A 24,877-nucleotide genomic window follows, 5' to 3' on the forward strand; every position below is an offset into this window, starting at 1 on the left:
GTGCCCGCGGCACGGCGAGCACCTTTCACCGTAGACCCGGGCGTTTGCGCCACGCCAGACCCGCATGGGGCAGAGCGGCCTGTGGTCGACTGGGCGCCATGGAGATCCAGCGCGTCGTCCCCATCCTCACCGTCACCGATCTGGCAGCGGCGGTGCGTTGCCACTCCGAGGTCCTTGGGCTGCGCACCGTCATGGACCTCGGCTGGGTCGTCACCCTCGCCGACGACTCGGGCCACCAGCTCAGCCTCATGACCACCGATGCCTCGGCGCCGGTCAATCCGGACGTCTCCGTCTTCGTCGATGACGTGGACGCCGCCCACGACGCCGCGGAGACTGCTCGCGTGGAGATCGTGCACCCGCTCACCGACGAACCGTGGGGCGTCAGGCGGTTCTTCTATCGGGATGGGTCGGGCCGCGTCGTCAACGTCGGGTCACATCGCTGACGAACTCGGGTGTGGCACACGCACCATCGCGCCTGACGGTCAGGGCTGACGGGCCCGCATCCCCTGGCCGACGACGTCGTCGGTCTTGACGTAGGTCGAACGACTGCCGTCGAGGAGGGTCACTGCCGCGTTCATCGCGGTGACGCCGGTCCGCAGGCTGTCGGCCGCGTTGGCGATCATCGTGTTCACCGTGGTCGCGAACGTGTTGGCGTGTGGCACGTCGCCGAATGCCGCTTGGGGGACCTTGGCTCCCCGCACGCTCTGGGTGAGCGTGATGAGTCGGCTCGCCGCATCGTCGACCAGCCCGCCTGCCTCCTTGAGGGTCGGCGGGTCGACCTCGAAGTCGCCCTTCAGACCCAGCTCCGACAAAGGGGTTCGCGTCATGTAGGGGTTGGCCCACAGGTCCCGGTAGTCGTCCACCCCCCACAACTTGCCGAGGTTCCACCCACTGGGACTGTCGAACTTCTCTGCGCCGGACTCGTAGGTCACGATCAGCTCACCGTCGACCTCCACGATGCCCTGCGACATGCTCGGCAGTTCGTAGGGACCGCTCCGGTTGCCGTCGAAGTCCTGGACGTAGAGCGAGCTGTTGTCCTGGTGCCGTGTGTATGACGTGCTGAAGACGTACTCGCCATCGCGGACGAGCACACCTTGGGTCTCGTTGGGCGTCGGGACCGTGCCGACCTTCACCCACTGACCGCCGGGACCCCGCTCGTAGACGTACATCCTGTCGTTCTCGAAGTCCCCCAAGTACAGCTTGTTGCCGTGCACCGCCGAGTAGGAACCGCCGTCAACCTTCGTCGGACCGTCGTTCGACTGCGGCACGGTCTCCCCGTGCCCGGCGCTCTGGATGGCCGTCATCGAGTAGGTGTACATCGCGCCGTTGTCGAACACGTAGACGTTGTCTCCGTCCACCGAGACACCGCCCGCGTGGTTGGGGCCCGGGGAACCACCGAGTTTCACCTCACCGATCTCCCTGCCCGACGTCTCGTCGATGAGCGCCAGGTAGGAGGGCCCACCGTCCTGGTAGTAGCCCTGCACGAGGGTCCCCGTCGCCGGGTCGTAGCCGAGACCCTGCGGAATGAGCCCACGGTCATCTCCGGTGGCAGCGGTGTTGGGGATCAGCGGACCGAGCAGGCTCTGGCTGTTCTTGAGCCACTCGTCGTTCTTGCCGAGTCCCTCCTCGACCCACTTGCGGGTCTCCTCGTCCAGTGCGTCGAGGTCGAGGTCCTGGCCTGTCAGTGCGGCATCGAGCACGGAGAGCTTCTTGCCAAAGGTCTTGCCGATGTTGACGATGGCTGCGTTGAGCACGACTGCGTAGATCGCTTCGAATGCCGGAACAAGGTCCGTCTCGCGGTTGCGCCACGTCTCGATGACGGCGTCCGCTTCCGTGACGGCGCTGGCGTATGCCGTCGCGGCAGTGTCGAGGGCATGGCGCGCCTGGACGACGGCACCACGAGTGACCCCGAGCCCTTGGTCGAGTCCGCCCACTCGCGTGACGAACGACTTCGCCGCGTCACCGGACCAGACCGGGACGGCGGCGGCTTCGGTGATGTCCTCCCGCGCGGTTCTGAGTTTGCGCGCCGCCGCTTCGAGGACGTCGGCCTCGGACCGGATCCTCGCCGCGTCCCCCGAGACGACCTTCTTGTACGCGATCTCCGGATCGACCATGCGTTCCCCCTCGTGTGTCATTCCGCGCGCCGTCGTGCGTGCGCTCGTGCGAACGCCACTCTCCCACCGTTGCCCGGCGAGCGCAGTGGGGAGCACTCCCCGCGGACGGGTTCGCTTGGCGATGCGAGGGCGCCTCAGACGTTGAAGCGGAACTCCACGACGTCGCCGTCGGCCATGACGTAGTCCTTGCCCTCGAGCCGCGCCTTGCCTCCGGCCTTGACGGCGCTCATCGACCCCAGTTCGTCGAGGTCGGCGAATGAGACGACCTCGGCCTTGATGAAGCCCTTCTCGAAGTCGGTGTGGATGACACCCGCAGCCTGGGGTGCGGTCCACCCCTGGCGGATCGTCCACGCGCGCGACTCCTTGGGCCCGGCCGTGAGATAGGTCTGCAGCCCCAGCGTGTGAAAACCGGTGCGCGCCAACTGGTTCAGCCCCGACTCAGTCGCGCCGAAGCCCTCAAGCATCTCCTGCGCGTCCTCCGGCGACATGTCCATGAGGTCCATCTCGAGCTTGGCGTTGAGGAACACCGCGTCGGCGGGTGCCACGAGCGCGCGCAACTTCTCGTGCAGTTCCGTGTCGGCGAGCTGGTCCTCATCGAGGTTGAACACGTAGATGAACGGCTTCGTCGTCAGCAGTCCCAGCGCCCGCGCCTCGGCCTCGTCGAGGTCGGCCGACCCGTCCTTCATCGCGGCATACAGGGTTTTGCCCTGCTCGAGCACCTTCTGGGCAGCCAGGGCGTTCTCGAGCAGCGGCTTGGACTCCTTCTTGATCCGCGACTCCTTCTCGAGGCGCACGACGGCCTTCTCGAGGGTCTGGAGGTCGGCGAGGATCAGCTCGGTGTGGATGGTCTCGATGTCGGACTCGGGCGAGACCTTGCCATCGACGTGCACGACGTCCCCGTCCTCGAACGCGCGCACGACCTGGCAGATCGCGTCGGCCTCGCGGATGTTGGCGAGGAACTTGTTGCCCAGGCCCTCACCTTCCGAGGCGCCACGCACGATCCCGGCGATGTCGACGAACGACACGGTCGCGGGCAGGATCTTCTCGGAGGAGAAGATTTCGGCGAGCCGGGTCAGGCGCGCGTCCGGGAGCGGGACGACGCCGACGTTGGGCTCGATGGTCGCGAACGGGTAGTTCGCGGCAAGGACGTTGTTCTTGGTCAGGGCGTTGAACATCGTCGACTTGCCGACGTTGGGGAGCCCGACGATTCCGATGGTGAGTGCCACGGGGACAGGAGTCTACTGGCGTTCGCGACGTGCCTTCGCCACGCGACGGGCGAACCAGCCGACGAAGACACCGACAGCGACACCGATCCCGGTGAACAGCGCATAGGTCGCTGCAGCGTCACCGTCCCCCTGAGTGAGGGCGTAGACGAACGCGGCGGCGCTCACGAAGACCCACACGAGGATCAGCGCCCCCACGAGCATGGCCAGGAGCACACCGAAGAACTTCGTGAACGTCACAGCATGCTCCCTGGCACGTCGCTGTTCTCGAAATACGGCAGGTATGCCGTCCGCTCACCTTCGAGGATCTGCTCCAGCATCCGCGCGGTGTAGGGCGCGACGTGGGCGCCGATGTCGGCCGGCGCAACCCAGTGCACGGCCTTGAGTTCGCGCCGCGACAGGGTGAGGCCCGCGGTGAAGTCTCCCGGGACTGTGCCCAGGTCGAAGAGGAAGAGCACCGCGTCGTCCCACCCGCGCCACGGCGGCAGCCAGTTGACGGCGACCAGACCCTCGACGTTCACGGCGGCGCCGAGTTCCTCGCTGATCTCACGCACGACGCAGGCGGCAGGCGATTCCATGGGGTCGACGACTCCCCCGGGCAGGTCCCACTCGGACTTGTAGGTCAGCTCGCACAGCAGGACGTCACCAGCCTCGTTGCGCAGCAGCCCCTGGGCGATGTTGCGCTTGCGCGGCAGCTTGGCGTTGAGGATGTGGATGAACGAGCGTCGGCCAGCCTCCGTCGACATGTCGGGGCGTACTCGATCGGCCATGGCCCGAGGCTAGCCTGCGGCCCCTTGTCGGTAGCTGGTGGCACCGTGTCGCCCATGAACCCGTGGATCGCTTTGGTGGGCGGCATCGTCATCGGTGCGCTGACGGCATACGTGCTTCTCAGGCAGTCGTATGCCGTCCGTGCGGCTTCCGTGGCGACCGAGCGTGACCTGCTGCGCGAGCGCGTCGTCGACCTGGAGGCCTCCTTGGCCGAGGACCTCGAAACGGCGTCCTTGCTGGCTCCGTTGCGTGACGCCCTCGGACGGGTCGAGCGTCAGGTGGGTGTGCTCGAGCGCGATCGGGTCGAGCAGTTCGGGGCGATCCGAGCGGTCATGGGTCGCGTCGAGTCCGAGGCGCAGGAGCTCGGTCGGCAGACGCAGTCGCTGGCTGGATCCCTGAGGTCCTCGTCCGTGCGCGGATCGTGGGGTGAAGTGCAGCTGCGACGCGTCCTCGAGGCGTCGGGCATGCTCGCGCGCTGCGACTTCGAGGAGCAGGTGCGCGCACGCAGTCGGCACGACCGAGAGGTGCGCCCCGACGTCGTCGTGCGGTTGCCCGGGGACCGCGCCCTCGTCATCGATGCCAAGGCGCCCATGTCCGCGTTCCTCGACGCCCAGACCGAGGGCATCCCCGAGGACGAGCGCGCTGAACTCCTGGGCGATCACGCACGCGCCCTGCGACAGCACGTCCACGCCCTCGCCGCCAAGGACTACTGGTCGGCCTTCGACGCAACGCCCGAGATGGTCGTGTGCTTCGTGCCCAGCGACGCCATGCTGGCAGCGGCGCTGGCCGCCGACCCCGGGATGCATGAGCGAGCGATGGCGTCGCGCGTGGTGCTGGTGGGCCCCGGCGCCCTCCTCGCCCTGCTGCGCACCGTGGCGTTCGGGTGGCAGCAGGACTCACTCTCGACGAGCGCGCGCGAGCTGCTGGCTCTGGGCCAGGAGCTCTATCGCCGGCTCGCCACTCTCGGCACCCACACCGCCAAGATGGGCCGCTCGCTGCACGCCACCGTGGAGAGCTACAACCAGTTCGTGGGTGCCCTGGAGTCACGCGTGCTCGTCACCGCCCGTCGGATGCAGGACCTCGAAATCGTGACCGACGACTTGCCAGCACTCGGTCCGCTCGAGACCGGCCCTCGTGTCCTGACGGCCATCGAACTGCTCGAAGCCGTGAGCGCCGAGGACACCCGCCGCGAACTGCTGCTCGATGCACTGCCCAGGGGCGACGGCGAAGCCGAGGCGACGAGCGCGCATCGTGCTGGTTGACGGAGTGTCGCTTCCGGCGCATGCTGAATGCATGTCAACCATGCAGATCCGCGGTGTCCCCGAGAGTGTGAGTCGCACCCTCAAGGGGCGGGCGGCCGCGGCGGGTATGTCTTTGAGCGAGTACCTCCTCGCCGAGGTGACCAAGATTGCGGAGCGCCCGAGCCTCGCCGAGCTGACCGACAGGCTTGAACGACGGCCCGTCAGGGCGCTGCCCGCGGTGGCGGATGTCTTGCGACACGAGCGCCGTGACGACGCATGACCCCACCCCGCCGTTGGGTCGTCGATGCATCCGCTGCCGTCGAGTTCCTCCTGCGCACTGAGCGCGGGGCGCGTGTCGCCGAAGGCTTCCGCGCGTCGAATTTCGCTCCCATCAACGCACCGCACCTCATGGTGACCGAGGCGATCTCCACCCTCCGAGGACTCTGTCGCACCCGGCACCTCGATGTGCCAGGCGCCGAACTCGCCCTGGGCGAACTGGCCGAACTGCCCTGCACCTTCTGGGACCCTCAGCCACTCACGAACCGGGTGTGGTCCATGCGCGACAACATGTCCGCGTACGACGCCACCTATGTGGCGCTGGCTGAAGCCCTTGACGCTTCATTGGTCACGTGCGATCGACGACTGGCGTCTGCCGCGGCGGCGGTGTCCCATGTTGTCGTGAAGGTCGCCTGACGCGAGGGCAGTCGGCCACACCCTGGGAGGCACGGCCTGCTGGCTGCGCCATTCGGGACACGGGGATGACCGATTCAGTGGGTCACCTGGGCGTACTGCGGGTCAGTCGGCTCGACCCACTGCACGAGCTGGTAGATGACGCCGTTGGGGTCGGCCATCTGGAAGAAGCGCTCACCCCAGGGCTCGGTCTCGATCGGGGTCACGACCTCGACACCGTCGGCGCTCAGCCGGTCGTAGTCCGAGTCGATGTCGTTGACGGTGAAGACGACGAGCAACCCGTCTGCCCGGCCGGCGGCCGACGCGGGCTTGAACGTCTCGAGTCCGGTCCGCAGGTAGATGACGTTCGTGCCGGACTGCTCGTGGTGCAACGAGCTGAAACCGTCAGCGGACATCGCCACCGTGAAGCCGAGGTGCTTCTGGACCCAAGCGGCGGAGGCCTCGACGTCCGGAACGTTGAGCGAGATGGCAAAGCTGGTGATGAGCATGAGGTCTCCTGACTGAGTGCGTGCCTTCATTATACAAAGTACGATGTATGTTGTACAACACAAGGATGGCAGGATGATTCCCGTGACCTCGATGAGCACCACCAGCACCGGCTCTGGCGAGCCCAGCCGCACGCTGGCCCTTCTGTGGGGTGACGCGTCAGCAGCCCCTCGCCGCAAGGGCCCCGGCCGATCCGTCACGGTCGAGCAGGTCGTCGACGCGGCACTGTCGCTCGCCGACGAAGAGGGCCTGGCCGCCGTAACGATGCGCGCCGTCGCGGAGCGAGTCGGCGTGTCCGCGATGTCGGTCTACACCTACGTCCCGGGCAAGGCAGAGCTCCTCGACCTCATGGTCGACACGCTCTATCGCCGCATGCCGCGCCCGGCCTGGCGGCGATCCGGATGGCGCCCCCGCCTGACCAAGGTGGCCGAGGCGAATCGACAACTCCTCACCGTGCACCCCTGGCTCACCGAGGTCGCCGCCCTCAGCCGCCCTCCCCTGGGTCCCGGTGTCATGGACAAGTACGAGCACGAACTCGCCGCCTTCGACGACACCGGCCTGTCCGACGTCGACACCGATGCCGCACTGACCTACCTGCTCGGCTTCGTCCAATCCCATGTGCGCTCGGCTCACGATGCACAACGAGCCACCACGGACACGGCCATGAGCGACGAGCAGTGGTGGGCTTCCAACCAACCCTTGCTCGAGCGAGCCCTCGACCCGGCGCACTACCCGCGCGCCGCGCGCATTGGATCGGCGGCCGGCGAGGCCCAGGGTTCCGCGTGGAGCGCCGACGCCGCCTGGAACTTCGGGCTCTGCTGCACTCTCGATGGCCTCGCCGCCCGCATCGAGCGGAAGTGAAGGGCGAAAGCGCGGAACGGGACGGGGAAGCCCAGGGCGGGCGGACGGCATACGCAATGTCAGCGTCAACGGTCCCCCAAACGACCATTGACGCTGACGTGGCGGCGAGTCGGGCGGAACATTTCCGACTGCGCAATAGTTGAAATTTCCATGAAGGTTGATATCTGGTCCGACATTGCCTGCCCGTGGTGCTACATCGGCAAGCGCCGCTTCGAGAGCGCCCTCGAGCAGTTCCCCCACAAGGACTCCGTGGAGGTGACGTGGCACAGCTACCAGCTCGACCCCTCGCTTCCCGAGCACTATGACGGCAGCGAGATCGACTATCTCGCGACCCGCAAGGGCATGCCGCGCGACCGGGTGAAGCAGATGTTCGACCACGTCACCGAGGTGGCGGCCGGCGAAGGTTTGGCCTACGACTTCGACTCCGTGGTCGTCGCCAACAGCCTCCGCGGGCATGAGCTCATCCACTTCGCGGCCACCAAGGGGCGTCAGGACGAGGCGAAGGAGGCCCTTCTCTCGGCCCACTTCGAGCACGGCGAGGACATCGGGGACGTCGACACGCTCGTGCGCATCGGCGAGTCCATCGGGCTCGACGCCGACGAGGTCCGTTCCGCCCTCGCTGCGGGAACCCACGCCCAGGCCGTCCAGGACGACATCGCCGCGGCCGGACGCTACGGCATCTCGGGCGTGCCCTTCTTCGTCATCGACGAGAAGTACGGCGTGAGCGGCGCACAGCCCGCCGAGGCGTTCACCCAGGTGCTCGACCAGGTCTGGCGAGAGACCCACCCCCTGACGATGGTCGGTGGGGGCGCTGGAGCGCAGGGCGCGGATGACGCGACGTGCGGGCCCGACGGCTGCGCCGTGTGACGGTCGCCCAGACAACAACGAGTGACGCCCCGGGACACTGTCCCGGGGCGTCGCTCGTGTGCGTCAGTGCAGGGAGCCCGCCTCGGCGAACGCGGCGTCGTGGCGCATCTTGTCCGACATCCCGGCGGCCTTGAGGTCGCGGCGGATCTCGTTGGGCAGCGAGAACATCAGTGACTCCTCGGCCGCGACGACGGGCTTCACGTCCTCGTAGCCGCGCTCGGCGAGGTAGTCGAGCACCCCGCGCACGAGGAGCTCCGGCACGGAGGCCCCGGACGTCACGCCGACCGTCGCGACCCCGTCGAGCCAGGACTCGTCGATCTCGTCGGCGTAGTCGACGAGATGCCCCGCCTTGGAGCCGTGCTCGAGCGCGACCTCCACGAGGCGGACCGAGTTCGAGGAGTTGCGGGAGCCGACGACGATCATGAGGTCGCAGTCGGGGGCCATGTGCTTGACCGCGAGCTGGCGATTCTGGGTGGCGTAGCAAATGTCGTCGCTGGGCGGATCCTGCAACGACGGGAACTTGTCACGCAGGCGACGCACGGTCTCCATCGTCTCGTCGACCGACAGCGTGGTCTGTGAGAGCCAGACGACCTTCTCGGGGTCGCGCACCTCGACGTTGTCGACATCGTCGGGACCGTCGACGAGGGTGATGTGCTCGGGCGCCTCACCCGCGGTGCCGACGACCTCCTCGTGCCCCTCGTGGCCGATGAGCAGAATGTCGAAGTCGTCGCTCGCGAAGCGGACGGCCTCACGGTGCACCTTGGTGACGAGCGGGCAGGTCGCATCGATCGTCTTGAGGCCAAGCGCCTTGGCCTCCTCGTGAACGACAGGGGCCACGCCGTGAGCGCTGAAGATGACGGTCGCACCCTCGGGCACCTCGTCGGTCTCCTCGACGAAGATCGCGCCGCGCTTCTCGAGCGTGGTCACGACGTGCTTGTTGTGGACGATCTCCTTGCGCACATAGACCGGAGCGCCATAGAGGTCGAGCGCCTTCTCGACCGTGACGACCGCCCGGTCGACGCCGGCACAGTAGCCGCGGGGAGCCGCCAGAAGGACGCGTTTGGTGGATTGGTCATTGCTGAGCGATGCGGCGGTCACGTTGACCATGGTACGTGCGCACCTGAATGCCTCCTGTATGCCGTTCCGCGGCTGAGTCGGACCACGCACCTACGCTGTGCCCATGTCTCCTGAGGCGCTTCCCGAGCGGGCGGCCGACACCACGGCCGAGTCGCCGTGGCCGGTGCGCCTGCTGTCGATGAAGATCGCCGACTACGTCGAGAAGATGTCGGTCGTCTGGGTCGAGGGACAGGTCGTCCAGCTCAACCGACGGCCCGGCGCACGGACCGCCTACCTCACGCTGCGCGACGCGGACGTCGACATGTCCCTCTCGGTCTCGATCCATGTCAACGCGCTCGACGCCATGGCCGCGCCGGTGAGCGAGGGCCTGCGGGTCGTCGTCCAGGCCAAGCCGTCCTTCTGGACGCAGCGCGGGACGTTGACCATGGATGGTCGCCAGATCCGGCCGGTCGGCGTGGGCGGGTTGCTGGCGCGGATCGAGTACCTCAAGCGCAACCTCGCGAGCGAAGGCCTCTTCGACGCCGACCGCAAGCGGCCACTCCCCTTCCTCCCCCGGCGGATCGGCCTCATCTGCGGCAGAGCGAGCGCGGCCGAGAAGGACGTCGTCGAGAACTCACGCCGGCGCTGGCCCACGGCGCAGTTCGAGATCCGCCAGGTGGCCGTCCAAGGGGCGAGCGCAGTCACCGAGGTGAGCGAGGCACTCAGGGAACTGGACGGCATACAGGATGTCGATGTCATCGTCATCGCGCGTGGCGGCGGCAACGTCGAGGACCTGCTGCCCTTCAGCAACGAAGCCCTCTTGCGGGCGGTCGCGGCGGCACACACCCCGGTCGTGAGCGCGATCGGCCACGACGTCGACACTCCCCTGCTGGATCTCGTCGCCGACCATCGCGCGTCCACCCCGACCGATGCGGCCAAGGCGATCGTCCCCGACGCCGATCGTGAGCACCAGATCATCGACGCCGGTCGGGCGCGCTCCCGACGCGCACTCGAGGGCCGGCTCCACCATGAGCGACGTCGACTCGTCGAGCTTCGGTCACGCCCGGTGTTGGCGGACCCCGGGGCCTTCGTCCGAGTGCAACGCGAGGTCGTGTCGGCGCTGCGCACCCGGGCACACCGCCGCACCGAGGCACTCGTGCACCGGCACCAGGACGGGATCGGGCACCTGCGCGCACAGGTCAGGACACTCTCGCCACAGTCGACCCTCGACCGTGGCTACGCGATCGTGCAGCGCGTGGACGGTGCGGTCGTCCACGACCCGGCTGACCTCGAGGTCTCCGAGTTGCTCCACGTCACCGTGGCTCGCGGCGACTTCGGTGTCCGCACCGAGGGTTAGGGTCAACGCATGGCCAAGGACATCCCGCAGCCCGAGACCGCCGACGCAGACGGCGCGGCCGTCGACGCCCCGGCGACCGACGCCAACGCTGACGTCGCGGAGATGAGCTACGAGGCCGCTCGCGACGAGCTGGTCGACATCGTCGCCCGGCTCGAGGGTGGTCAGGTCGGGCTCGAGGACAGCATGGGGCTTTGGCAGCGGGGCGAGGCACTGGCCGCGCACTGTGCCCAGTGGCTCGATGAGGCCGAGGCCAAGCTCAAGGACTGATCTGGGCCGGCGTCAGCGGGTGACGGGCTCGAGGTGCTCGGCGAAGAAGGCCATCTCCTCGAACGTGGCGGTGCCCGTGAGGAGCGTGGTCAACTCGCCCGGCTCGGTGCGACGATCCACGAGGCTGTTCTGCACCTTGGCCCCACGCTCGTACTTCACCCACGTGATGCCCGCAGCCTGCATTTCGCCGACCCGTCGCGCCCGGTTGATCTGGGCCTCGACCCACGCGCGCGTCGCGTCCTGCGTCTGCTCCACTGCGACGTAGTTGCCCGAGGGCGCCTGGTAGCCCGCGTGCCAGGTCATGAGTCCGTCGGTTCCCCTGACGTAGCGAGCGCTCGTCGTCTTCCACTCCTTCGGCAGGTCGACGGCCTCGGAGATGGGCCACCCGCTGTCCTCCGCCACACTCACGGCCGGACCGTGCACGTCGACCACGGGTCCGCCGAGGTTGTTGACGCGCGGAGTCATGAAGAAGATGAGCGCCATGAGCGCGCCGATGACCACGAGTGACCGCACCATGTTGGGGACCGAGCCCATCGAGTAGCGGCTCCGGGGTGGGGAGGCCGGCAGGTCGGTCGTGCTCTCGGGCGTGGTGCTCACCCCTCCATGGTCGCTGATGACCGTGCGAATCCCCCTATCGGGTCGGCGATAGAGTCAGGCCCGCAGGATCCCGCACGCACGCTGTGCCGGGTCCACCACGGTCCAGATCGGTCCGCGGGGGTCACACCCACCGCGCCAAAGGAAGACAGGTTCCTCATGCCCGACGCCCCGTCCGCGAACGTCCCCGATCGCAACCTTGCGCTCGAGCTCGTCCGGGTCACCGAGGCCGCTGCGATGGCTGGCGGCCGCTGGGTCGGGCGAGGTGACAAGAACCGCGCCGACGGCGCCGCCGTCGAGGCGATGCGCGCACTCATCTCCACCGTCGAGATGCGCGGCACGGTCGTCATCGGGGAGGGCGAGAAGGACAACGCGCCCATGCTCTTCAACGGCGAACTGGTCGGCGACGGGACCGGCCCCGAGGTCGACGTCGCGGTCGACCCGATCGACGGCACGACGCTGACCGCCAAGGGCATGCCCAACGCGATCGCCGTCATGGCCGTGAGCGACCGTGGCTCGATGTACGACCCCAGCGCCGTCTTCTACATGGACAAGCTCGTCGCGGGTCCCGAGGTCGCCGACGTGGTCGACATCCGGCTGCCTGCCGCCGAGAACGTCCGCCGGATCGCCAAGGCCAAGAAGCAGAGCACCGAAGACGTCACCGTCGTCATGCTCGACCGTCCCCGCCACGAAAAGCTCGCCCAGGAGGTCCGCGACAGCGGCGCCCGCATCAAGCTCATCTCCGACGGCGACGTCGCCGGCGCCATCTCCGCGGCGCGCGAGACGACCGGCATCGACCTCCTGCTCGGTGTCGGTGGCACCCCCGAGGGCATCATCACCGCCTGCGCCATCAAGTGCCTCGGCGGCGTCATCCAGGGACGTCTGTGGCCCCAGGACGACGACGAGCGCCAGAAGGCGATCGACGCCGGCCACGACCTCGACAAGGTCCTCACGACCGACGACCTCGTGACCTCCGACAACTGCTTCTTCGTCGGCACCGGCATCACCGACGGCGAGCTGCTCCAGGGCGTGCGCTACTCCCGAGGTAGGGCGACGACCAACTCCATCGTCATGCGCAGCAAGTCCGGCACCGTGCGGGTCATCGAGAGCCACCACGTCCTCGACCGCACCGCCGGCCTCCCCCAGGGCACCGCCTGAGATGACCACCGCCGGACGTGTCCTCGAGCCGCAGGTGCTGGTCGTCGGTGAGACGCTCATCGACATCGTTCACACCCCTGACGGTGCGGTCGAGGAGCACGTCGGGGGGTCACCGGCGAATGTCGCCATGGGCCTCGCCCGGCTCGACCACCACACAGTCCTCGCCACGACCTTGGGCGACGACTACCAAGGGCTGCACTGTCACGAATACCTGAAGTCCCATGGCGTCACCGTCGAGAACCTCGACGCGGGCAACAACCCGACCTCGACGGCGATCGCGACCCTGGACGACGCCGCGGCAGCGGTCTACAACTTCCACCTGGCGTGGGACCCGCGTCCGGTCCCGGCGCTGGACCGCGCGGGCCACGTGCACACAGGGTCGATCGCGGCGACCCTCGCCCCGGGTGCCGACGTTGTCACCCGAACCCTCACCGAGGCACGCACCCACGCGACGACGTCGTACGACCCCAACGTCCGTCCCACGATCATGGGCGACGTCGACGAGGTCCGCACCCGCGTGGAGGAGCTCGTCGGGCTCAGCGACGTCGTCAAGGCCAGCGAGGACGACGTGTCCTGGCTGTATGCCGGCGCGTCCCTTCCCGAGGTCCTCGCGCTCTGGTCCGGGCTGGGTCCCGGGCTGACCGTCATCACCCGGGCTGGCCACGGCGTGACGTGGCACCTCACCAGCACGGGTGACACGGTCGAGGCGCCCGCCACGGCCGACGCCGTGGTCGACACCGTGGGAGCGGGCGATTCGTTCATGGCTGGCCTCATCTCCGGCCTGCTCGACGCCGGCCTGCTCGGCGCCGAGGCGCGCGATCGCCTCGCGTCGGCGGCACGCGAGGACGTGGAGGGTGCCATCAGTCGGGCACTTGCAACGAGCGCGATCACTGTGGGGCACGCTGGCGCCTACGCACCAACCCGAGAGGACATCGACGAGGACCATGGCTGACTTCGCCTTCGAACACCTGTTGCCGGGAGCCGGCGGCAATGGCTCCCCCGACACACCCTGGCGGCAGTTGACCACCGAAGGGGTCGAAGTCGTCGACGGACCCGGGGGGCGCCAGTTCCTCCAGGTCGCTCCCGAGGCGCTCCGCCTCCTCAGTGAGACGGCGATGCATGACATCGCTCACTACCTGCGACCCGCCCACCTCCAGCAGTTGCGCAACATCCTCGACGACGACGAGGCGAGCAACAACGACAAGTTCGTGGCGCTCGACCTGCTCAAGAACGCCAACATCGCCGCGGGTGGTGTCCTCCCCATGTGCCAGGACACCGGCACTGCCATCGTCATCGGCAAGCGTGGCCAGCATGTGCTCACCGAGGGTGACGACGAGCGCGCCCTCTCCGAGGGCGTCCACGACGCCTACACCCGGCTCAATCTGCGCTACAGCCAGATGGCGCCGGTCACGATGTGGGAGGAAAAGAACACCGGGACCAACCTCCCGGCCCAGGTCGAGATGTACAGCGACACCGCCCCGGGCAACGAGACGGCATACAAGTTCCTCTTCATGGCCAAGGGAGGCGGTTCGGCCAACAAGTCGTTCCTCTTCCAGGAGACGAAGGCCGTCCTCAACCCCGAGTCGATGATGCGATTCCTCGACGAGAAGCTGCGTGGTCTGGGCACGGCCGCCTGCCCGCCCTACCACCTGGCCATCGTCATCGGCGGCACGAGCGCCGAGTACGCACTCAAGACCGCCAAGTACGCGAGCGCCAAGTACCTCGACGCCCTCCCGACCAGCGGCGACGCGGCCACCGGCCACGGATTCCGCGACACGGCACTCGAGGAGCAGGTGCTCGAACTGACGCGTGAGTTCGGCATCGGCGCCCAGTTCGGCGGCAAGTACTTCTGCCACGACGTGAGGGTCATCCGCCTCCCCCGGCACGGTGCGTCGCTCCCCATCGCCATCGCCGTCTCCTGCTCCGCCGACCGACAGGTCCTCGGCAAGATCACGCCCGAGGGCGTGTTCATCGAGCAGCTCGAGACGGACCCGGCGCGATTCCTCCCGGACACCACGCACGACGCCCTCGAGGCCCACGACGACGACGCGACCGGCGCCGGTTCCACCGGCCAGGGTGCCGTGGTCGAGGTCGACCTCAACCGGCCGATGGACGAGATCCTCGCCGAGCTGACCGCCTACCCCGTCAAGACGCGACTCTCGCTCACGGGACCGCTCGTCGTGGCCCGCGACATCGCCCACGCGAAGATCAAGGAGCGCCTCGACGCCGGCGAGGAGATGCCGGACTACCTGCGCGACCACCCCGTCTACTACGCCGGTCCGGCGAAGACCCCGGAAGGTATGCCGTCCGGTTCCTTTGGCCCGACCACGGCCGGTCGCATGGACTCCTATGTCGAGCAGTTCCAGGCGGCCGGTGGGTCCAAGGTCATGCTCGCCAAGGGCAATCGGAGCAAGCAGGTCACCGAGGCGTGCGCGTCTCACGGTGGCTTCTACCTCGGTTCAATCGGTGGACCCGCTGCACGTCTTGCCCAGGACTGCATCAAGAGTGTCGAGGTGCTCGAATACCCCGAGCTCGGCATGGAGGCGATCTGGAAGATCGAGGTCGAGGACTTCCCCGCCTTCATCGTCGTCGATGACAAGGGCAATGACTTCTTCGCCTCTGTCACCAAGCCGATGGCCATGACCATCCCGAAGAGACCAGGATTGCTGTGAACGACAACCCCACTGCCACAACCGAGTTCGACGATCTGCTCGCCGCCAACCGCACCTTCGCGCAGCAGTTCGATTTCGGCGGGTTCGACGGAATCGCCCATGCAGGTGTCGCCATCGTCACCTGCATGGACTCACGCATCGCCCCGCTCGGGATGCTCGGCCTCCAGCCCGGTGACGCCAAGATCTTCCGCAACCCCGGTGGCCGCGTCACCGCCGCTGCGCTCGAGGCGCTCGTCCTCGGCGTGCACCTGCTCAACGTTCAGCGGATCCTGGTCGTCCCGCACACCCGCTGCGCCATGACGAAGTTCTCCGAGGTGGAGCTGCGCGAGATCATCGGCGAGAAGGCCGGATCCGACGCGTCCTGGCAGGGCTTCCACGTGATCCCCGACCAGGAGGCCGCGCTCAAGGCCGACGTCATGGCCGTGCGCTCACACCCGCTCATCCCGGACACGATCTCGGTCGGCGGGTTCATCTACGACGTCGACTCTGGTCTGCTCGACCGTCGGGCTTGAGTCCTGCCGACCTCGTGAAGATCGGACACAATACGACGCGCGCTCAGTCGCTCCTTCGTCGCGAACGCACGCCTCGCACTGTGTTCGATCTTCCGCGCATTGCCGTGGGAGCCTGACCAGTGTCGTCACCGCGGGTTGTCGGGTTGAACGTGCATCCGGTCAAGAGCACGGCGATCCGGGCTGTTGAGTCGGTGTTCGTCGAACCTGCTGGGTTCGCGGGTGATCGCCGCTTCATGGTGGTCGACACCGATGGGCAGTTGGTGTCGGCACGCGAGGTGCACAGGTTGTTTGCCATCACCGCCGACGTCCCCGCGACCGACCCGACGCTCGCGGGCGGGCTCAGGCTGCGTGCCGACGGCGTGGACGACCTCCTCGTCGGGGACGCCGAGGGAGACGAGGTCCCGGTGCGGCTGCACCGGCACGACCTGACCGGGTTGCTCGTGTCGCGGAAGGCGGACGACTGGATCAGCGCAGTCGTCGGTCGGCCCGGGCTGCGGCTCGTGCGGTGCGTCGACCCCACTCGCCGGGCGCTCAACCCGGCGTTCAGCCGAGAAGGCGACCACACGGCATACGCGGATGGTTATCCGGTGACGCTCGCGAGCCTGCGCTCGCTCGCCCAGCTGAACGACTGGATCGCCGAGGGCGCGGTCGAACGCGGCGAGACGCAGCCCGACCCCATGCCCATCGAGCGGTTCCGCCCCAACGTCGTCATCGACGGCGACCTCGACGCCTTCGTCGAGGACTCGTGGGGCCGCGTCCGACTCGGCGACGTCGACTTCCGGGTCGCGAAGCCCGTGGATCGCTGCGTCATGACGACGATCGACCCCGTGACCCTGGCCACGTCCAAGGAGCCGATACGCACGCTGTCGCGCCACCGTCGCTGGGACGGCACGACATGGTTCGCGATCCAACTCATCCCCGACAACACCGGCGCGGTGCGCCTCGGGGATCGGGTCTTGGCCGACTGATCCAGGTCAGCGGAGGGAGTCGAGCGCTTCCGCGATCGGCGTCTCACCGTTGTTGAAGAGGATCGTCCTGCCCTCGAAACCCTGGTGCTCGATGACGTATGCCGCCACGCTCGCCACGTCGTCCCGAGTCACCTTCGCGCCCCTGACACCAGTGCCCTCGCCCCCGACCTCGATCCGGCCCGTGCCGGCCTCGTCGGAGAGAGTGCTCGGTCCGAGGATCGTCCAGGACAGGTCAGTCGAGCTCAGGTGGGCGTCGGCATCGGTCTTGGCCTGGGCGTAGGGGAAGAAGGCGTTGTCCTCGGGCACACCGTGATCCGGGCCGGCACCGAAGTAGGACACCATGACGTAGCGCGCCACGCCCGCTTCGAGGGCAGCCTCCATGGAGCGGATCGCCGCCTCGCGATCGACCGCCACCGTGCGCTCGGGGTTCCCGCCTCCTGCCCCCGCCGACCACACGACAACGTCGGCCCCGCGCAGTGCGTCCGACATCTCGTCGATGGACAGGAACTCGACGTCGAGGACCGCCGAGGCCGCGCCCGCGTCCCTGACGTCGCCAGCATGAGCCGCGTTGCGGATCCAGGAGGTGACCTTGTGTCCGCGCTCGGACAGCAGCCGCGCCAGGCGAAGCGCGATCTTGCCGTGCCCGCCGATGATCGTCACCGTGGCCATGATCAGACCGCCCGTCCGGTGACGGTCACGTCGATGTTGCCGGCGGTCGCCTTTGAGTAGGGGCACGCCTGGTGCGCGGCCGCGATGAGCGCCTGGGCCGTGTCCTCGTCCACGCCGGGGACGAGGGCCTCGAGCTCGACCGCAAGACCCACGCCCGTGTCCGTCTTGCCGAGGGTGACCTTCGCGGTCACCGTCGACTCGGTGGTGTCGAGGCCCTGGTGTCTCGCGATGCTGTTCAGTGCGTTGCCGAAGCAGGCCGCGAACCCGGCCGCGAACAAGCTCTCGGGGTTGGCCCGGGGGTTGGCCTTGCTCCCGGGCTTGCCGAGCGGGAGGTCGACCGCTCCGTCCTCGCTCGTGACATGGCCGGCGCGCCCGCCCTTGGCGGTCGCGGCGATCGTGTACAAGGTCTCGTTCACTGCTTCGTGGGGCATGGAGAACACCCTGCCCCACCCGCCCGGACAGGGCTAGCGTTGCGTCATGACGTTCCAGACGAGGTTTCCGGAGGGCTTCCTGTGGGGCGCAGCCACGGCGTCCTTCCAGATCGAAGGATCGACGACCGCGGACGGCCGCTCCCCCTCGATCTGGGACACGTTCTGCGAGATCGACGGCAAGGTCGCCAACAAGGACACGGGCGAGCCGGCGTGCGACCACTACCGACGGATGCCGCAGGACGTGGCGCTGATGAAGGAGTTGGGCCTCGACGCCTACCGGTTCTCAGTGGCGTGGCCCAGGGTCATACCCACGGGCACGGGCGCGATCAACCCGGCTGGGATCGACTTCTACTCCCGACTCGTGGACACGTTGCTGGACAATGGGATTCGCCCCTTCGTCACTCTCTATCACTGGGATCTCCCCCAAGTTCTCGATGACCGGGGTGGGTGGCTCAACCGCGACGTCAAGGACTGGTTCGCCGACTACGCGGCAGCCGTCGTCGGCGCCCTGGGCGATCGCGTGACCAACTGGACCACCCTCAACGAGCCCTGGTGTTCCTCGTTCCTGAGCTACTCGATCGGCCAGCACGCCCCCGGGCACACCGACCCGGTCGAGGGCCTCGTCTCCGCCCACCACCTCATGCTGGCCCACGGCACGGCGGTGCCGGTCATCCGTGAGAACTGTCCCGAGGCAGAAGTGTCGATCACCCTCAACCCGTCGCAGGTGTGGGGGCCGGACGAGCCCACGGAGGCCGACCTCGACGCCGTTCGCCGGGCCGACAACGCGTACAACGGCATCTTCTTCTCGCCCCTGTTCCACGGGACCTACCCGGACGGGATGCTCGAGGACACCTCGCACCTCACGGACCATGCCTTCATCCAGGACGGCGACCTCGAGACCATCAGTGCACCGCTCGACAACCTCGGGGTGAACAACTACTTCCCCACACGTGTGCGTCACGCCGAAGGTGCGAAGCACCTGCTCCCGGGGTGCGACGGAGTCGAGGACGTCGCCCCCCGCCCCCCGCTCACAGACATGGGTTGGGAGATCTCACCCCAGGGGCACCACGACATCATCATGCGCTCGGCCCAGGAGTCCGGCCTGCCCATCTACATCACCGAGAACGGGTCGGCCTGGCCCGATGTCGTCGAGACCGGCCCGGAAGGCAAGGCGGTCCACGACGGTGAGCGGACGGCATACCTGCATTCGCATCTGGACGCCGCGCGGCAGGCGATCGATGACGGCGCCGACGTCCGCGGCTACTTCGCCTGGTCGCTCATGGACAACTTCGAGTGGGCCTTCGGCTATGACAAGCGCTTCGGCATCGTCCACGTCGACTACGACACCCAGGAACGCACGGTCAAGGACTCGGGGAGGGAGTACGCGCGGATCATCAGTTCCCACCATTCCTGAAGGACACCTGAACGTGCCCTGAACGATGTCGGGGAGAAGGATCAGGTCACGGTTCGGGGGCTTTTCGGTGCCGTTTTCGCCGGTAGCCCGGGTGCGGTGGGTAGGGTCGGCGCCAGTCGCTCGTATGTCGACAACATCAACAGTCACCAAGGAGTACCCGTGAGCACCTCACGCACCCGCCGGGCCGGCACCTTCGCCGCCGTGGCCCTCGTCTCCGTCCTGGGCCTCGCGGCCTGTGGCTCCAACGACGGCGACGCAGAGCCCGCCGCCACCAACGCCAGCGGCGTCACCACCGTCGCCGACGGCAAGCTGACGGCCTGCACGCACCTCTCGTACAAGCCGTTCGAGCACAAGGAAGGCGCCGACGTCGTCGGCTTCGACGTCGACCTCACGGACCTCGTCGCCAAGAAGCTCGGCCTCGAGCAGGAAGTCGTCGACATCGAGTTCGCGACGATCACGTCCGGTGCCGCCTTCGCCGCCAAGAAGTGCGACATCGGCTACGGCGCGACGACGATCACGGACGAGCGCAAGAAGGCCGTCCTCTTCTCGGACCCCTACTTCGAGGCCACCCAGGCCCTCATCGTCAAGAAGGACTCCGGCATCAAGGACCTCGCCGGGCTCAAGGGCAAGAAGCTCGGTGTCCAGACCGACACCACGGGTCAGAGCTACGCCGAGGAGAACAAGGCCGCCAACGGCTACACCCCGGTGGTCTTCGAGGACCTCCCGACCCAGCTCGCCGGTGTCCTCGCCGGCCGCGTCGACGGCGCCGTGAACGACAACGGTCCCCTCCTCGACTACGTCAAGGACAACCCCACGACCGAGGTCGTCACCGAGTTCGAGACGGGCGAGCAGTACGGCCTGATGGTCAAGAAGGACGACCCGAACGCGCAGAAGATCATCGACGCCGCCAACGAGGCCCTCAAGGAAGCCAAGGCTGACGGCACCTACAACACGATCTACAAGAAGTGGTTCGGGGTCGACGCCCCGAAGTGACCCTTCCGCTACGTCGGGGGCGGCGGTACGGTTTCGACCGGCCCGCCGCCCTCGGCGTGTGCGCCCCGAGTCCACACGTCGGTCGGCAGGAGGACCCATGAGCACGACCATCACTGAAGAAGCACCCACCAAGAAGAAGCTGTCCCCGCGCAAACGCGCGCAACGCATCCGCTGGGCGCAGTACGCCCTTCTGGCGATCGTCCTGGTCGTCTTCGCGCTCACGGCGAACTGGGAGCAGATCCAGAGCGCCTTCTTCCGCACCGACATGATCAAACTGACCCTCACCGAGGGCCTGCCCAACGCGCTCAAGAACACGATCATCTACACCGCCGGTGCGTTCGTCATCGGCCTGATCCTCGGCACGATCCTCGCCCTCATGCGCCTGTCGTCGGTGGCCCCCTACCGGTGGATTGCGTCGACCTGGATCGAGTTCTTCCGGGGTTTGCCGGCCATCGTGGTCTTCATCGCCTTCAGCCTGTTGCCCCTGGCGTTCGAAGGCCTGCTCATCCCGTTCGACCCCTACGGCACCGTCTGGGTCGCCCTCGGTCTCGTCGCGTCGGCCTACATGGCCGAGACGATCCGCGCAGGCATCCAGGCCGTTCCCAAGGGCCAGATCGAAGCGGCGCGGTCCTTGGGTATGCCGTCCGGTGCCGCCACGCGCAAGATCGTCCTCCCCCAGGCGTTCCGGATCATCACCCCGCCGCTGACCAACGAGGTCATCCTCCTGGTCAAGGACTCCTCGCTCGTCTACGTCCTCGGCCTCTCGGCCAGTGGCTACGAGCTGACGAAGTACGGCCGCGACCTCTCGAGCTCGAACGTCAACCTCACGCCGCTCGTGGTCGCCGGCTTCTGCTACCTCATCATCACCCTCCCGCTGTCATATCTCGTGCGCCGGATGGAAGCCCGTCAGAAGAAGGAGCGCTGAGCATGACCGCATCCAGCACCCGCACCGGGGCCGCGATCGTCGAGGTCACGGACCTCCACAAGTCGTTCGGCAGCAACCACGTCCTCCAGGGGCTCAACGCGACCATCAAGCAGGGCGAGGTCGTCTGTGTCATCGGCCCGTCCGGCTCGGGCAAGTCGACCTTCCTGCGCTGCATCAACCTGCTCGAGGAGCCGACGAGCGGCTCCATCAAGGTCGGCGGTGACGAGGTCACGGATCCGGACTGCGACATCGACGCCATCCGCCGCAACATGGGCATGGTCTTCCAGCAGTTCAACCTCTTCCCGCACCTCTCCGTCCTCGGCAACTGCACCATGGCGCAGATGACCGTGCTCAAGCGGAGCAAGGCCGAGGCAGAGGCCAAGGCGCGCGAGAACCTCGAAAAGGTTGGGCTGTCCGAGAAGGCCGACGCCTACCCCGCTCAGCTCTCCGGTGGCCAGCAGCAGCGGGTCGCCATCGCGCGCGCCCTGTCGATGGACCCCAAGCTCATGCTCTTCGACGAGCCGACGTCAGCCCTCGACCCCGAGCTCGTCGGTGACGTCCTCTCGGTCATGCGGCGCCTGGCCAACGACGGCATGACGATGTTCGTCGTCACCCACGAGATGGCGTTCGCGCGAGAAGTCGCCGACCGCGTGATCTTCATGGACGGTGGGGTCATCGTCGAGGAGGGCGACCCGGAGCAGGTCATCGGCGACCCGCAGGAGGAGCGCACCAAGACCTTCCTGCAGCGGGTGCTCGACCCGACGCACGTCGACGCGGGAGCCGAGGACGCGGCATACGCCAAGCGCCACGTCGGCGAGGTCGCAGCCGACAACTTCGTCAAGCCCGCCGACACCCACGGCCACTACAGCGGCGGCTGACCGGCCAACCGTCGAGAGTAGACAAAGTCCCGCCCCCGGCGAACGGGGGCGGGACTTTGTCTACTCTCGAGTCGCGGTCAGGCCAGGGTGAGGCGGTCCTTGACGACCGTGACGAGGCGGTCGGCGACCTCCTGGGCCTCTTCTGCGGACGCAGCCTCGACCATGACGCGCACCACCGGCTCGGTGCCCGACTTGCGCAAGAGCACCCGTCCGGTCCCGTCGAGCTGCTGGCCTGCCTCGGCGACCGCCGCCTGGACGCCCTCGTCGGTCTCGACGCGGGCCTTGTCGACGCCCTTGACGTTGATGAGCACCTGCGGAAGTCGGGTCATGACGGTGCCGAGCTCGGCGATGGTCTTGCCGGTCGCGACCATGCGGGCCGCGAGCATGAGCCCGGTGAGCACGCCGTCGCCGGTCGTGCCGTGCTCGAGCAGGATGACGTGGCCGGACTGCTCCCCGCCCAGGGTGTGCGACGACGCGCGCATCTCCTCGAGGACGTAGCGGTCACCCACGCCCGTCTGCTTGACCTTGATGCCCTCGCGCTCCATCGCCTGGATGAGGCCGAGGTTGCTCATGACCGTGGCCACGAGGGTGTCCTCGTGGAGCGCGCCCCGCGACTTCATGTCGACGGCGAGGATGCCCATGATCTGGTCCCCGTCGATCTCGTTGCCCTCGGCGTCGACGGCCAGGCAGCGGTCGGCGTCGCCGTCGTGCGCGATGCCGATGTCGGCCCCCTTGGCGACGACGGCGTCCTTGAGGTGCTGGAGGTGGGTGGACCCGTAGCCGTCGTTGATGTTGAGCCCGTCGGGCTCGGTGCCGATCTCGATCACCTCGGCGCCGGCGAGGCGGAAGACCTCGGGCGACACCGACGAAGCCGCGCCGTGCGCGCCGTCGATGACGACGGTGAGTCCGTCGAGGTTGTTCGGGATGGACTCGAGCAGGTGCGCCACATAGCGCGCCTGCCCGGCACGGTTCTGGTGGACCCGGCCGACCTGGGCGCCCGTGGGGCGCTCCCACACGCGATCGAGCCCCGCAGCGATCTCGTCCTCGACCGCGTCGGGGAGCTTGTGCCCACCGGCGGCGAAGAACTTGATGCCGTTGTCGGGCATGGCGTTGTGCGACGCCGAGAGCATGACCCCGAAGTGGGCGTCCATGTCGGAGGTGAGGAAAGCGACGGCGGGAGTCGGCAACACGCCGACGTTGTGCACGTCGACGCCCGCAGACGCCAGACCGGCGACGACCGCCGCACCGAGGAACTCGCCCGACGCACGCGGGTCGCGCCCCACGACGGCCTTGGGCTTGCGGCCGGCCGCCCGCGCCTCGGCGCCCAGGACATGCGCCGCCGACACCGCGAGTTGCATGGCCAGCTCGGCCGTGATGTCGACGTTCGCGAGTCCTCGGACCCCGTCGGTCCCGAACAGTCGTGCCATGGGTATGCCGTGCCTTTCGTCGTGCTTTCAGCTCACCGGCCCGAAAGGGACCGACGAGACAACCTACCCCCGCAAGGGGTGCGGACGGCATACCGGCAAAGCAGTCGAGAGTAGACAAAGTCCCGCGCGCGAACTCGCGACACGGGACTTTGTCTACTGTCGACGGCTGGTGAGCCGCCGCAGCGCCAGGATCAGCGCTTGGAGTACTGAGGCGCCTTGCGGGCCTTCTTGAGACCGGCCTTCTTGCGCTCCGGGACGCGGGCGTCACGGGTGAGGAAGCCAGCCTTCTTGAGTGCGGGACGGTTCAGCTCTTCGTCAACACCGTTGAGCGAGCGAGCAACACCGAGGCGCACGGCACCGGCCTGGCCGGAGGGGCCACCGCCGTGGACGCGCACGAGCACGTCGTAGGCGCCGTCGAGCTCGAGCACCTTGAGGGGCTCGTTGACGATCTGCTGGTGGACCTTGTTGGGGAAGTAGGCCTCGAGGGTGCGGCCGTTGATCTTCCACTCACCGGTGCCGGGGACGATGCGCACGCGGGCCACGGCCTGCTTGCGACGACCGGTCGCGGCGCCGGGGGCGGACGCGGACGGGCGGCGGGCCGGCTCAGCGGCGACGTCCTCGGAGGACTCCGAGGTGTACTCGGTGATCTCCTGGTCGTCAGCGTCGGTGCCGAAGTCAGCCTCGGTCGTGTCGAGGTTGGTGTTCTCGGTCATTACTGGGCCACCTGGGTGATCTCGAAGGGCTTGGGCTGCTGGGCGGAGTGGGGGTGCTCGGAGCCGGCGTAGACCTTGAGCTTCGTGAGCTGCTGACGGCCCAGCGAGGTGCGCGGGAGCATGCCGCGGACGGCCTTCTCGATGGCCTTCTCGGGGAACTTGTCGAGCATCTCGACGTAGTTGCGGCTGCGCAGACCACCCGGGAAGCCGGAGTGGCGGTAGGCCTTCTTCTGCTCGGCCTTGGCGCCGGTGAGGGCCACCTTGTCGGCATTGATGATGATGACGAAGTCGCCCATGTCCATGTGGGGGGCGAAGGTGGCCTTGTGCTTGCCACGGAGGAGCGTCGCGGTCTGGCTCGCGAGGCGACCGAGCACGACGTCAGTGGCGTCAATGACGTGCCACTGGCGCGAGATGTCGCCCGGCTTCGGGGAGAAGGTACGCACGGTGTTACCTAACGTGTGGATGGAACGGGAAACCTGCGGTCGCGCTCGGGTCGAGTTCACGACTTCAGGGGTATGCCGTGTGCTCCCGCCAGGGTCGAACCTCGCGGTTCGCTCTCTCGGGCCACCCTGAGAAGGGCGCACGGCACAACA

At 67.8% G+C, this 24,877-nt stretch carries 29 protein-coding genes; 17 read left to right on the forward strand and 12 right to left on the reverse strand.

The window, feature by feature from the left end; genetic code table 11:
* Positions 1–98: 98 nt before the first annotated feature.
* A complete protein-coding gene (locus tag N802_RS04965) occupies positions 99–443 on the forward strand; it encodes a VOC family protein (RefSeq protein ID WP_035913161.1) in 345 nt (114 codons plus the stop codon).
* Positions 444–482: 39 nt separating this feature from the next.
* On the opposite strand, the gene N802_RS04970 is transcribed toward N802_RS04965, so the two are convergent.
* The 4 genes from N802_RS04970 to N802_RS04985 all read right to left on the reverse strand — a co-directional run bounded on the left by N802_RS04970 (position 483) and on the right by N802_RS04985 (position 4,107).
* Positions 483–2,114 carry a WXG100 family type VII secretion target gene (locus tag N802_RS04970; RefSeq protein WP_035913163.1) on the reverse strand — a complete coding sequence of 544 codons (1,632 nt, stop codon included), beginning with the start codon at positions 2,112–2,114 and terminating at the stop codon, positions 483–485.
* A 134-nt stretch (positions 2,115–2,248) separates the two neighbouring features.
* Entirely contained in the window at positions 2,249–3,340 is a 1,092-nt protein-coding gene (gene ychF, locus N802_RS04975) for a redox-regulated ATPase YchF (protein ID WP_035913168.1), read from the reverse strand.
* Between the two features lie 12 nt (positions 3,341–3,352).
* Positions 3,353–3,577 (reverse strand): hypothetical protein, encoded by a 225-nt coding sequence (locus tag N802_RS04980; protein WP_035913171.1) that lies wholly within the window; start codon positions 3,575–3,577, stop codon positions 3,353–3,355.
* Complete coding sequence (locus N802_RS04985) at positions 3,574–4,107, reverse strand: NUDIX domain-containing protein (RefSeq protein ID WP_035913174.1); 534 nt, start codon at positions 4,105–4,107, stop codon at positions 3,574–3,576. The genes N802_RS04980 and N802_RS04985 overlap by 4 nt, the downstream gene beginning before the upstream one ends.
* Before the next feature lie 54 nt (positions 4,108–4,161).
* Between N802_RS04985 and N802_RS04990 the strand changes: the two genes are divergently transcribed.
* The 3 genes from N802_RS04990 to N802_RS05000 are packed head-to-tail and all read left to right on the forward strand — an operon-like array spanning position 4,162 to position 6,039.
* Positions 4,162–5,367, forward strand: coding sequence for a DNA recombination protein RmuC (locus N802_RS04990; RefSeq protein ID WP_035913177.1), 1,206 nt, complete (start codon positions 4,162–4,164; stop codon positions 5,365–5,367).
* Positions 5,368–5,398: 31 nt separating this feature from the next.
* Complete coding sequence (locus N802_RS04995) at positions 5,399–5,626, forward strand: hypothetical protein (RefSeq protein WP_035913804.1); 228 nt, start codon at positions 5,399–5,401, stop codon at positions 5,624–5,626.
* The gene (locus tag N802_RS05000; RefSeq protein WP_035913180.1) at positions 5,623–6,039 is read left to right on the forward strand and encodes a type II toxin-antitoxin system VapC family toxin; all 417 of its coding nucleotides are present in this window, start codon (positions 5,623–5,625) and stop codon (positions 6,037–6,039) included. The genes N802_RS04995 and N802_RS05000 overlap by 4 nt, the downstream gene beginning before the upstream one ends.
* Before the next feature lie 74 nt (positions 6,040–6,113).
* Here the strand turns inward: N802_RS05000 and N802_RS05005 are convergent, their stop codons facing one another.
* Positions 6,114–6,524: a VOC family protein gene (locus N802_RS05005; protein WP_035913183.1), complete on the reverse strand. Its 411-nt coding sequence runs from the start codon at positions 6,522–6,524 to the stop codon at positions 6,114–6,116.
* Between the two features lie 73 nt (positions 6,525–6,597).
* Here N802_RS05005 and N802_RS05010 point away from each other — a divergent pair, with 73 nt between their 5' ends.
* Both N802_RS05010 and N802_RS05015 read left to right on the forward strand, forming a co-directional pair.
* A complete protein-coding gene (locus tag N802_RS05010; RefSeq protein WP_245613839.1) occupies positions 6,598–7,383 on the forward strand; it encodes a TetR/AcrR family transcriptional regulator in 786 nt (261 codons plus the stop codon).
* A gap of 150 nt (positions 7,384–7,533) precedes the next feature.
* The gene (locus tag N802_RS05015; RefSeq protein WP_035913185.1) at positions 7,534–8,250 is read left to right on the forward strand and encodes a DsbA family oxidoreductase; all 717 of its coding nucleotides are present in this window, start codon (positions 7,534–7,536) and stop codon (positions 8,248–8,250) included.
* Positions 8,251–8,313: 63 nt separating this feature from the next.
* Here N802_RS05015 and N802_RS05020 read toward each other — a convergent pair whose 3' ends face one another.
* Positions 8,314–9,357, reverse strand: a complete 1,044-nt coding sequence (locus N802_RS05020; protein ID WP_052109452.1) for a 4-hydroxy-3-methylbut-2-enyl diphosphate reductase — start codon at positions 9,355–9,357, stop codon at positions 8,314–8,316.
* A 73-nt stretch (positions 9,358–9,430) separates the two neighbouring features.
* Between N802_RS05020 and xseA the strand changes: the two genes are divergently transcribed.
* Positions 9,431–10,663 carry an exodeoxyribonuclease VII large subunit gene (gene xseA, locus N802_RS05025; protein WP_035913188.1) on the forward strand — a complete coding sequence of 411 codons (1,233 nt, stop codon included), beginning with the start codon at positions 9,431–9,433 and terminating at the stop codon, positions 10,661–10,663.
* 9 nt (positions 10,664–10,672) lie between these two features.
* On the forward strand, positions 10,673–10,930 hold the full coding sequence (locus N802_RS21000) for an exodeoxyribonuclease VII small subunit (protein WP_052109453.1): 258 nt from the start codon (positions 10,673–10,675) through the stop codon (positions 10,928–10,930).
* A 12-nt stretch (positions 10,931–10,942) separates the two neighbouring features.
* Here N802_RS21000 and N802_RS05035 read toward each other — a convergent pair whose 3' ends face one another.
* Entirely contained in the window at positions 10,943–11,527 is a 585-nt protein-coding gene (locus N802_RS05035) for a DUF4245 domain-containing protein (protein ID WP_035913191.1), read from the reverse strand.
* A 156-nt stretch (positions 11,528–11,683) separates the two neighbouring features.
* Between N802_RS05035 and glpX the strand changes: the two genes are divergently transcribed.
* From glpX to N802_RS05060, 5 genes are all read left to right on the forward strand, one after another.
* Complete coding sequence (gene glpX, locus N802_RS05040; protein ID WP_035913195.1) at positions 11,684–12,682, forward strand: class II fructose-bisphosphatase; 999 nt, start codon at positions 11,684–11,686, stop codon at positions 12,680–12,682.
* Position 12,683: 1 nt separating this feature from the next.
* The gene (locus tag N802_RS05045) at positions 12,684–13,634 is read left to right on the forward strand and encodes a PfkB family carbohydrate kinase (protein WP_035913199.1); all 951 of its coding nucleotides are present in this window, start codon (positions 12,684–12,686) and stop codon (positions 13,632–13,634) included.
* Positions 13,627–15,354, forward strand: a complete 1,728-nt coding sequence (locus tag N802_RS05050) for a fumarate hydratase (RefSeq protein WP_035913202.1) — start codon at positions 13,627–13,629, stop codon at positions 15,352–15,354. Before N802_RS05045 ends, N802_RS05050 begins: the two co-directional genes overlap by 8 nt.
* Entirely contained in the window at positions 15,351–15,866 is a 516-nt protein-coding gene (locus N802_RS05055) for a beta-class carbonic anhydrase (RefSeq protein WP_035913207.1), read from the forward strand. The genes N802_RS05050 and N802_RS05055 overlap by 4 nt, the downstream gene beginning before the upstream one ends.
* Before the next feature lie 119 nt (positions 15,867–15,985).
* Positions 15,986–16,834 (forward strand): MOSC domain-containing protein, encoded by an 849-nt coding sequence (locus tag N802_RS05060; RefSeq protein ID WP_035913210.1) that lies wholly within the window; start codon positions 15,986–15,988, stop codon positions 16,832–16,834.
* 6 nt (positions 16,835–16,840) lie between these two features.
* Here N802_RS05060 and N802_RS05065 read toward each other — a convergent pair whose 3' ends face one another.
* Together N802_RS05065 and N802_RS05070 are read right to left on the reverse strand one after the other, a co-directional pair.
* A complete protein-coding gene (locus N802_RS05065; protein WP_035913211.1) occupies positions 16,841–17,503 on the reverse strand; it encodes an SDR family oxidoreductase in 663 nt (220 codons plus the stop codon).
* Between the two features lie 2 nt (positions 17,504–17,505).
* Positions 17,506–17,934, reverse strand: a complete 429-nt coding sequence (locus N802_RS05070; protein ID WP_035913808.1) for an Ohr family peroxiredoxin — start codon at positions 17,932–17,934, stop codon at positions 17,506–17,508.
* A gap of 46 nt (positions 17,935–17,980) precedes the next feature.
* Here N802_RS05070 and N802_RS05075 point away from each other — a divergent pair, with 46 nt between their 5' ends.
* The 4 genes from N802_RS05075 to N802_RS05090 all read left to right on the forward strand — a co-directional run bounded on the left by N802_RS05075 (position 17,981) and on the right by N802_RS05090 (position 22,144).
* Positions 17,981–19,348 (forward strand): GH1 family beta-glucosidase, encoded by a 1,368-nt coding sequence (locus N802_RS05075; protein ID WP_035913214.1) that lies wholly within the window; start codon positions 17,981–17,983, stop codon positions 19,346–19,348.
* 159 nt (positions 19,349–19,507) lie between these two features.
* Positions 19,508–20,341, forward strand: coding sequence for an ABC transporter substrate-binding protein (locus N802_RS05080; RefSeq protein WP_052109454.1), 834 nt, complete (start codon positions 19,508–19,510; stop codon positions 20,339–20,341).
* A 97-nt stretch (positions 20,342–20,438) separates the two neighbouring features.
* Positions 20,439–21,266 (forward strand): amino acid ABC transporter permease, encoded by an 828-nt coding sequence (locus tag N802_RS05085; RefSeq protein ID WP_035913217.1) that lies wholly within the window; start codon positions 20,439–20,441, stop codon positions 21,264–21,266.
* A gap of 2 nt (positions 21,267–21,268) precedes the next feature.
* Complete coding sequence (locus tag N802_RS05090) at positions 21,269–22,144, forward strand: amino acid ABC transporter ATP-binding protein (RefSeq protein WP_052109455.1); 876 nt, start codon at positions 21,269–21,271, stop codon at positions 22,142–22,144.
* 77 nt (positions 22,145–22,221) lie between these two features.
* Here the strand turns inward: N802_RS05090 and glmM are convergent, their stop codons facing one another.
* From glmM to rplM, 3 genes are all read right to left on the reverse strand, one after another.
* Positions 22,222–23,571, reverse strand: coding sequence for a phosphoglucosamine mutase (glmM, locus tag N802_RS05095; RefSeq protein ID WP_035913220.1), 1,350 nt, complete (start codon positions 23,569–23,571; stop codon positions 22,222–22,224).
* A 191-nt stretch (positions 23,572–23,762) separates the two neighbouring features.
* On the reverse strand, positions 23,763–24,284 hold the full coding sequence (rpsI, locus tag N802_RS05100) for a 30S ribosomal protein S9 (RefSeq protein ID WP_035913223.1): 522 nt from the start codon (positions 24,282–24,284) through the stop codon (positions 23,763–23,765).
* Positions 24,284–24,727, reverse strand: coding sequence for a 50S ribosomal protein L13 (gene rplM, locus N802_RS05105; RefSeq protein WP_035913226.1), 444 nt, complete (start codon positions 24,725–24,727; stop codon positions 24,284–24,286). The genes rpsI and rplM overlap by 1 nt, the downstream gene beginning before the upstream one ends.
* Positions 24,728–24,877 lie beyond the last annotated feature (150 nt).

The sequence above is a fragment of the Knoellia sinensis KCTC 19936 genome (assembly GCF_000768705.1).
GTDB lineage: Bacteria > Actinomycetota > Actinomycetes > Actinomycetales > Dermatophilaceae > Knoellia > Knoellia sinensis.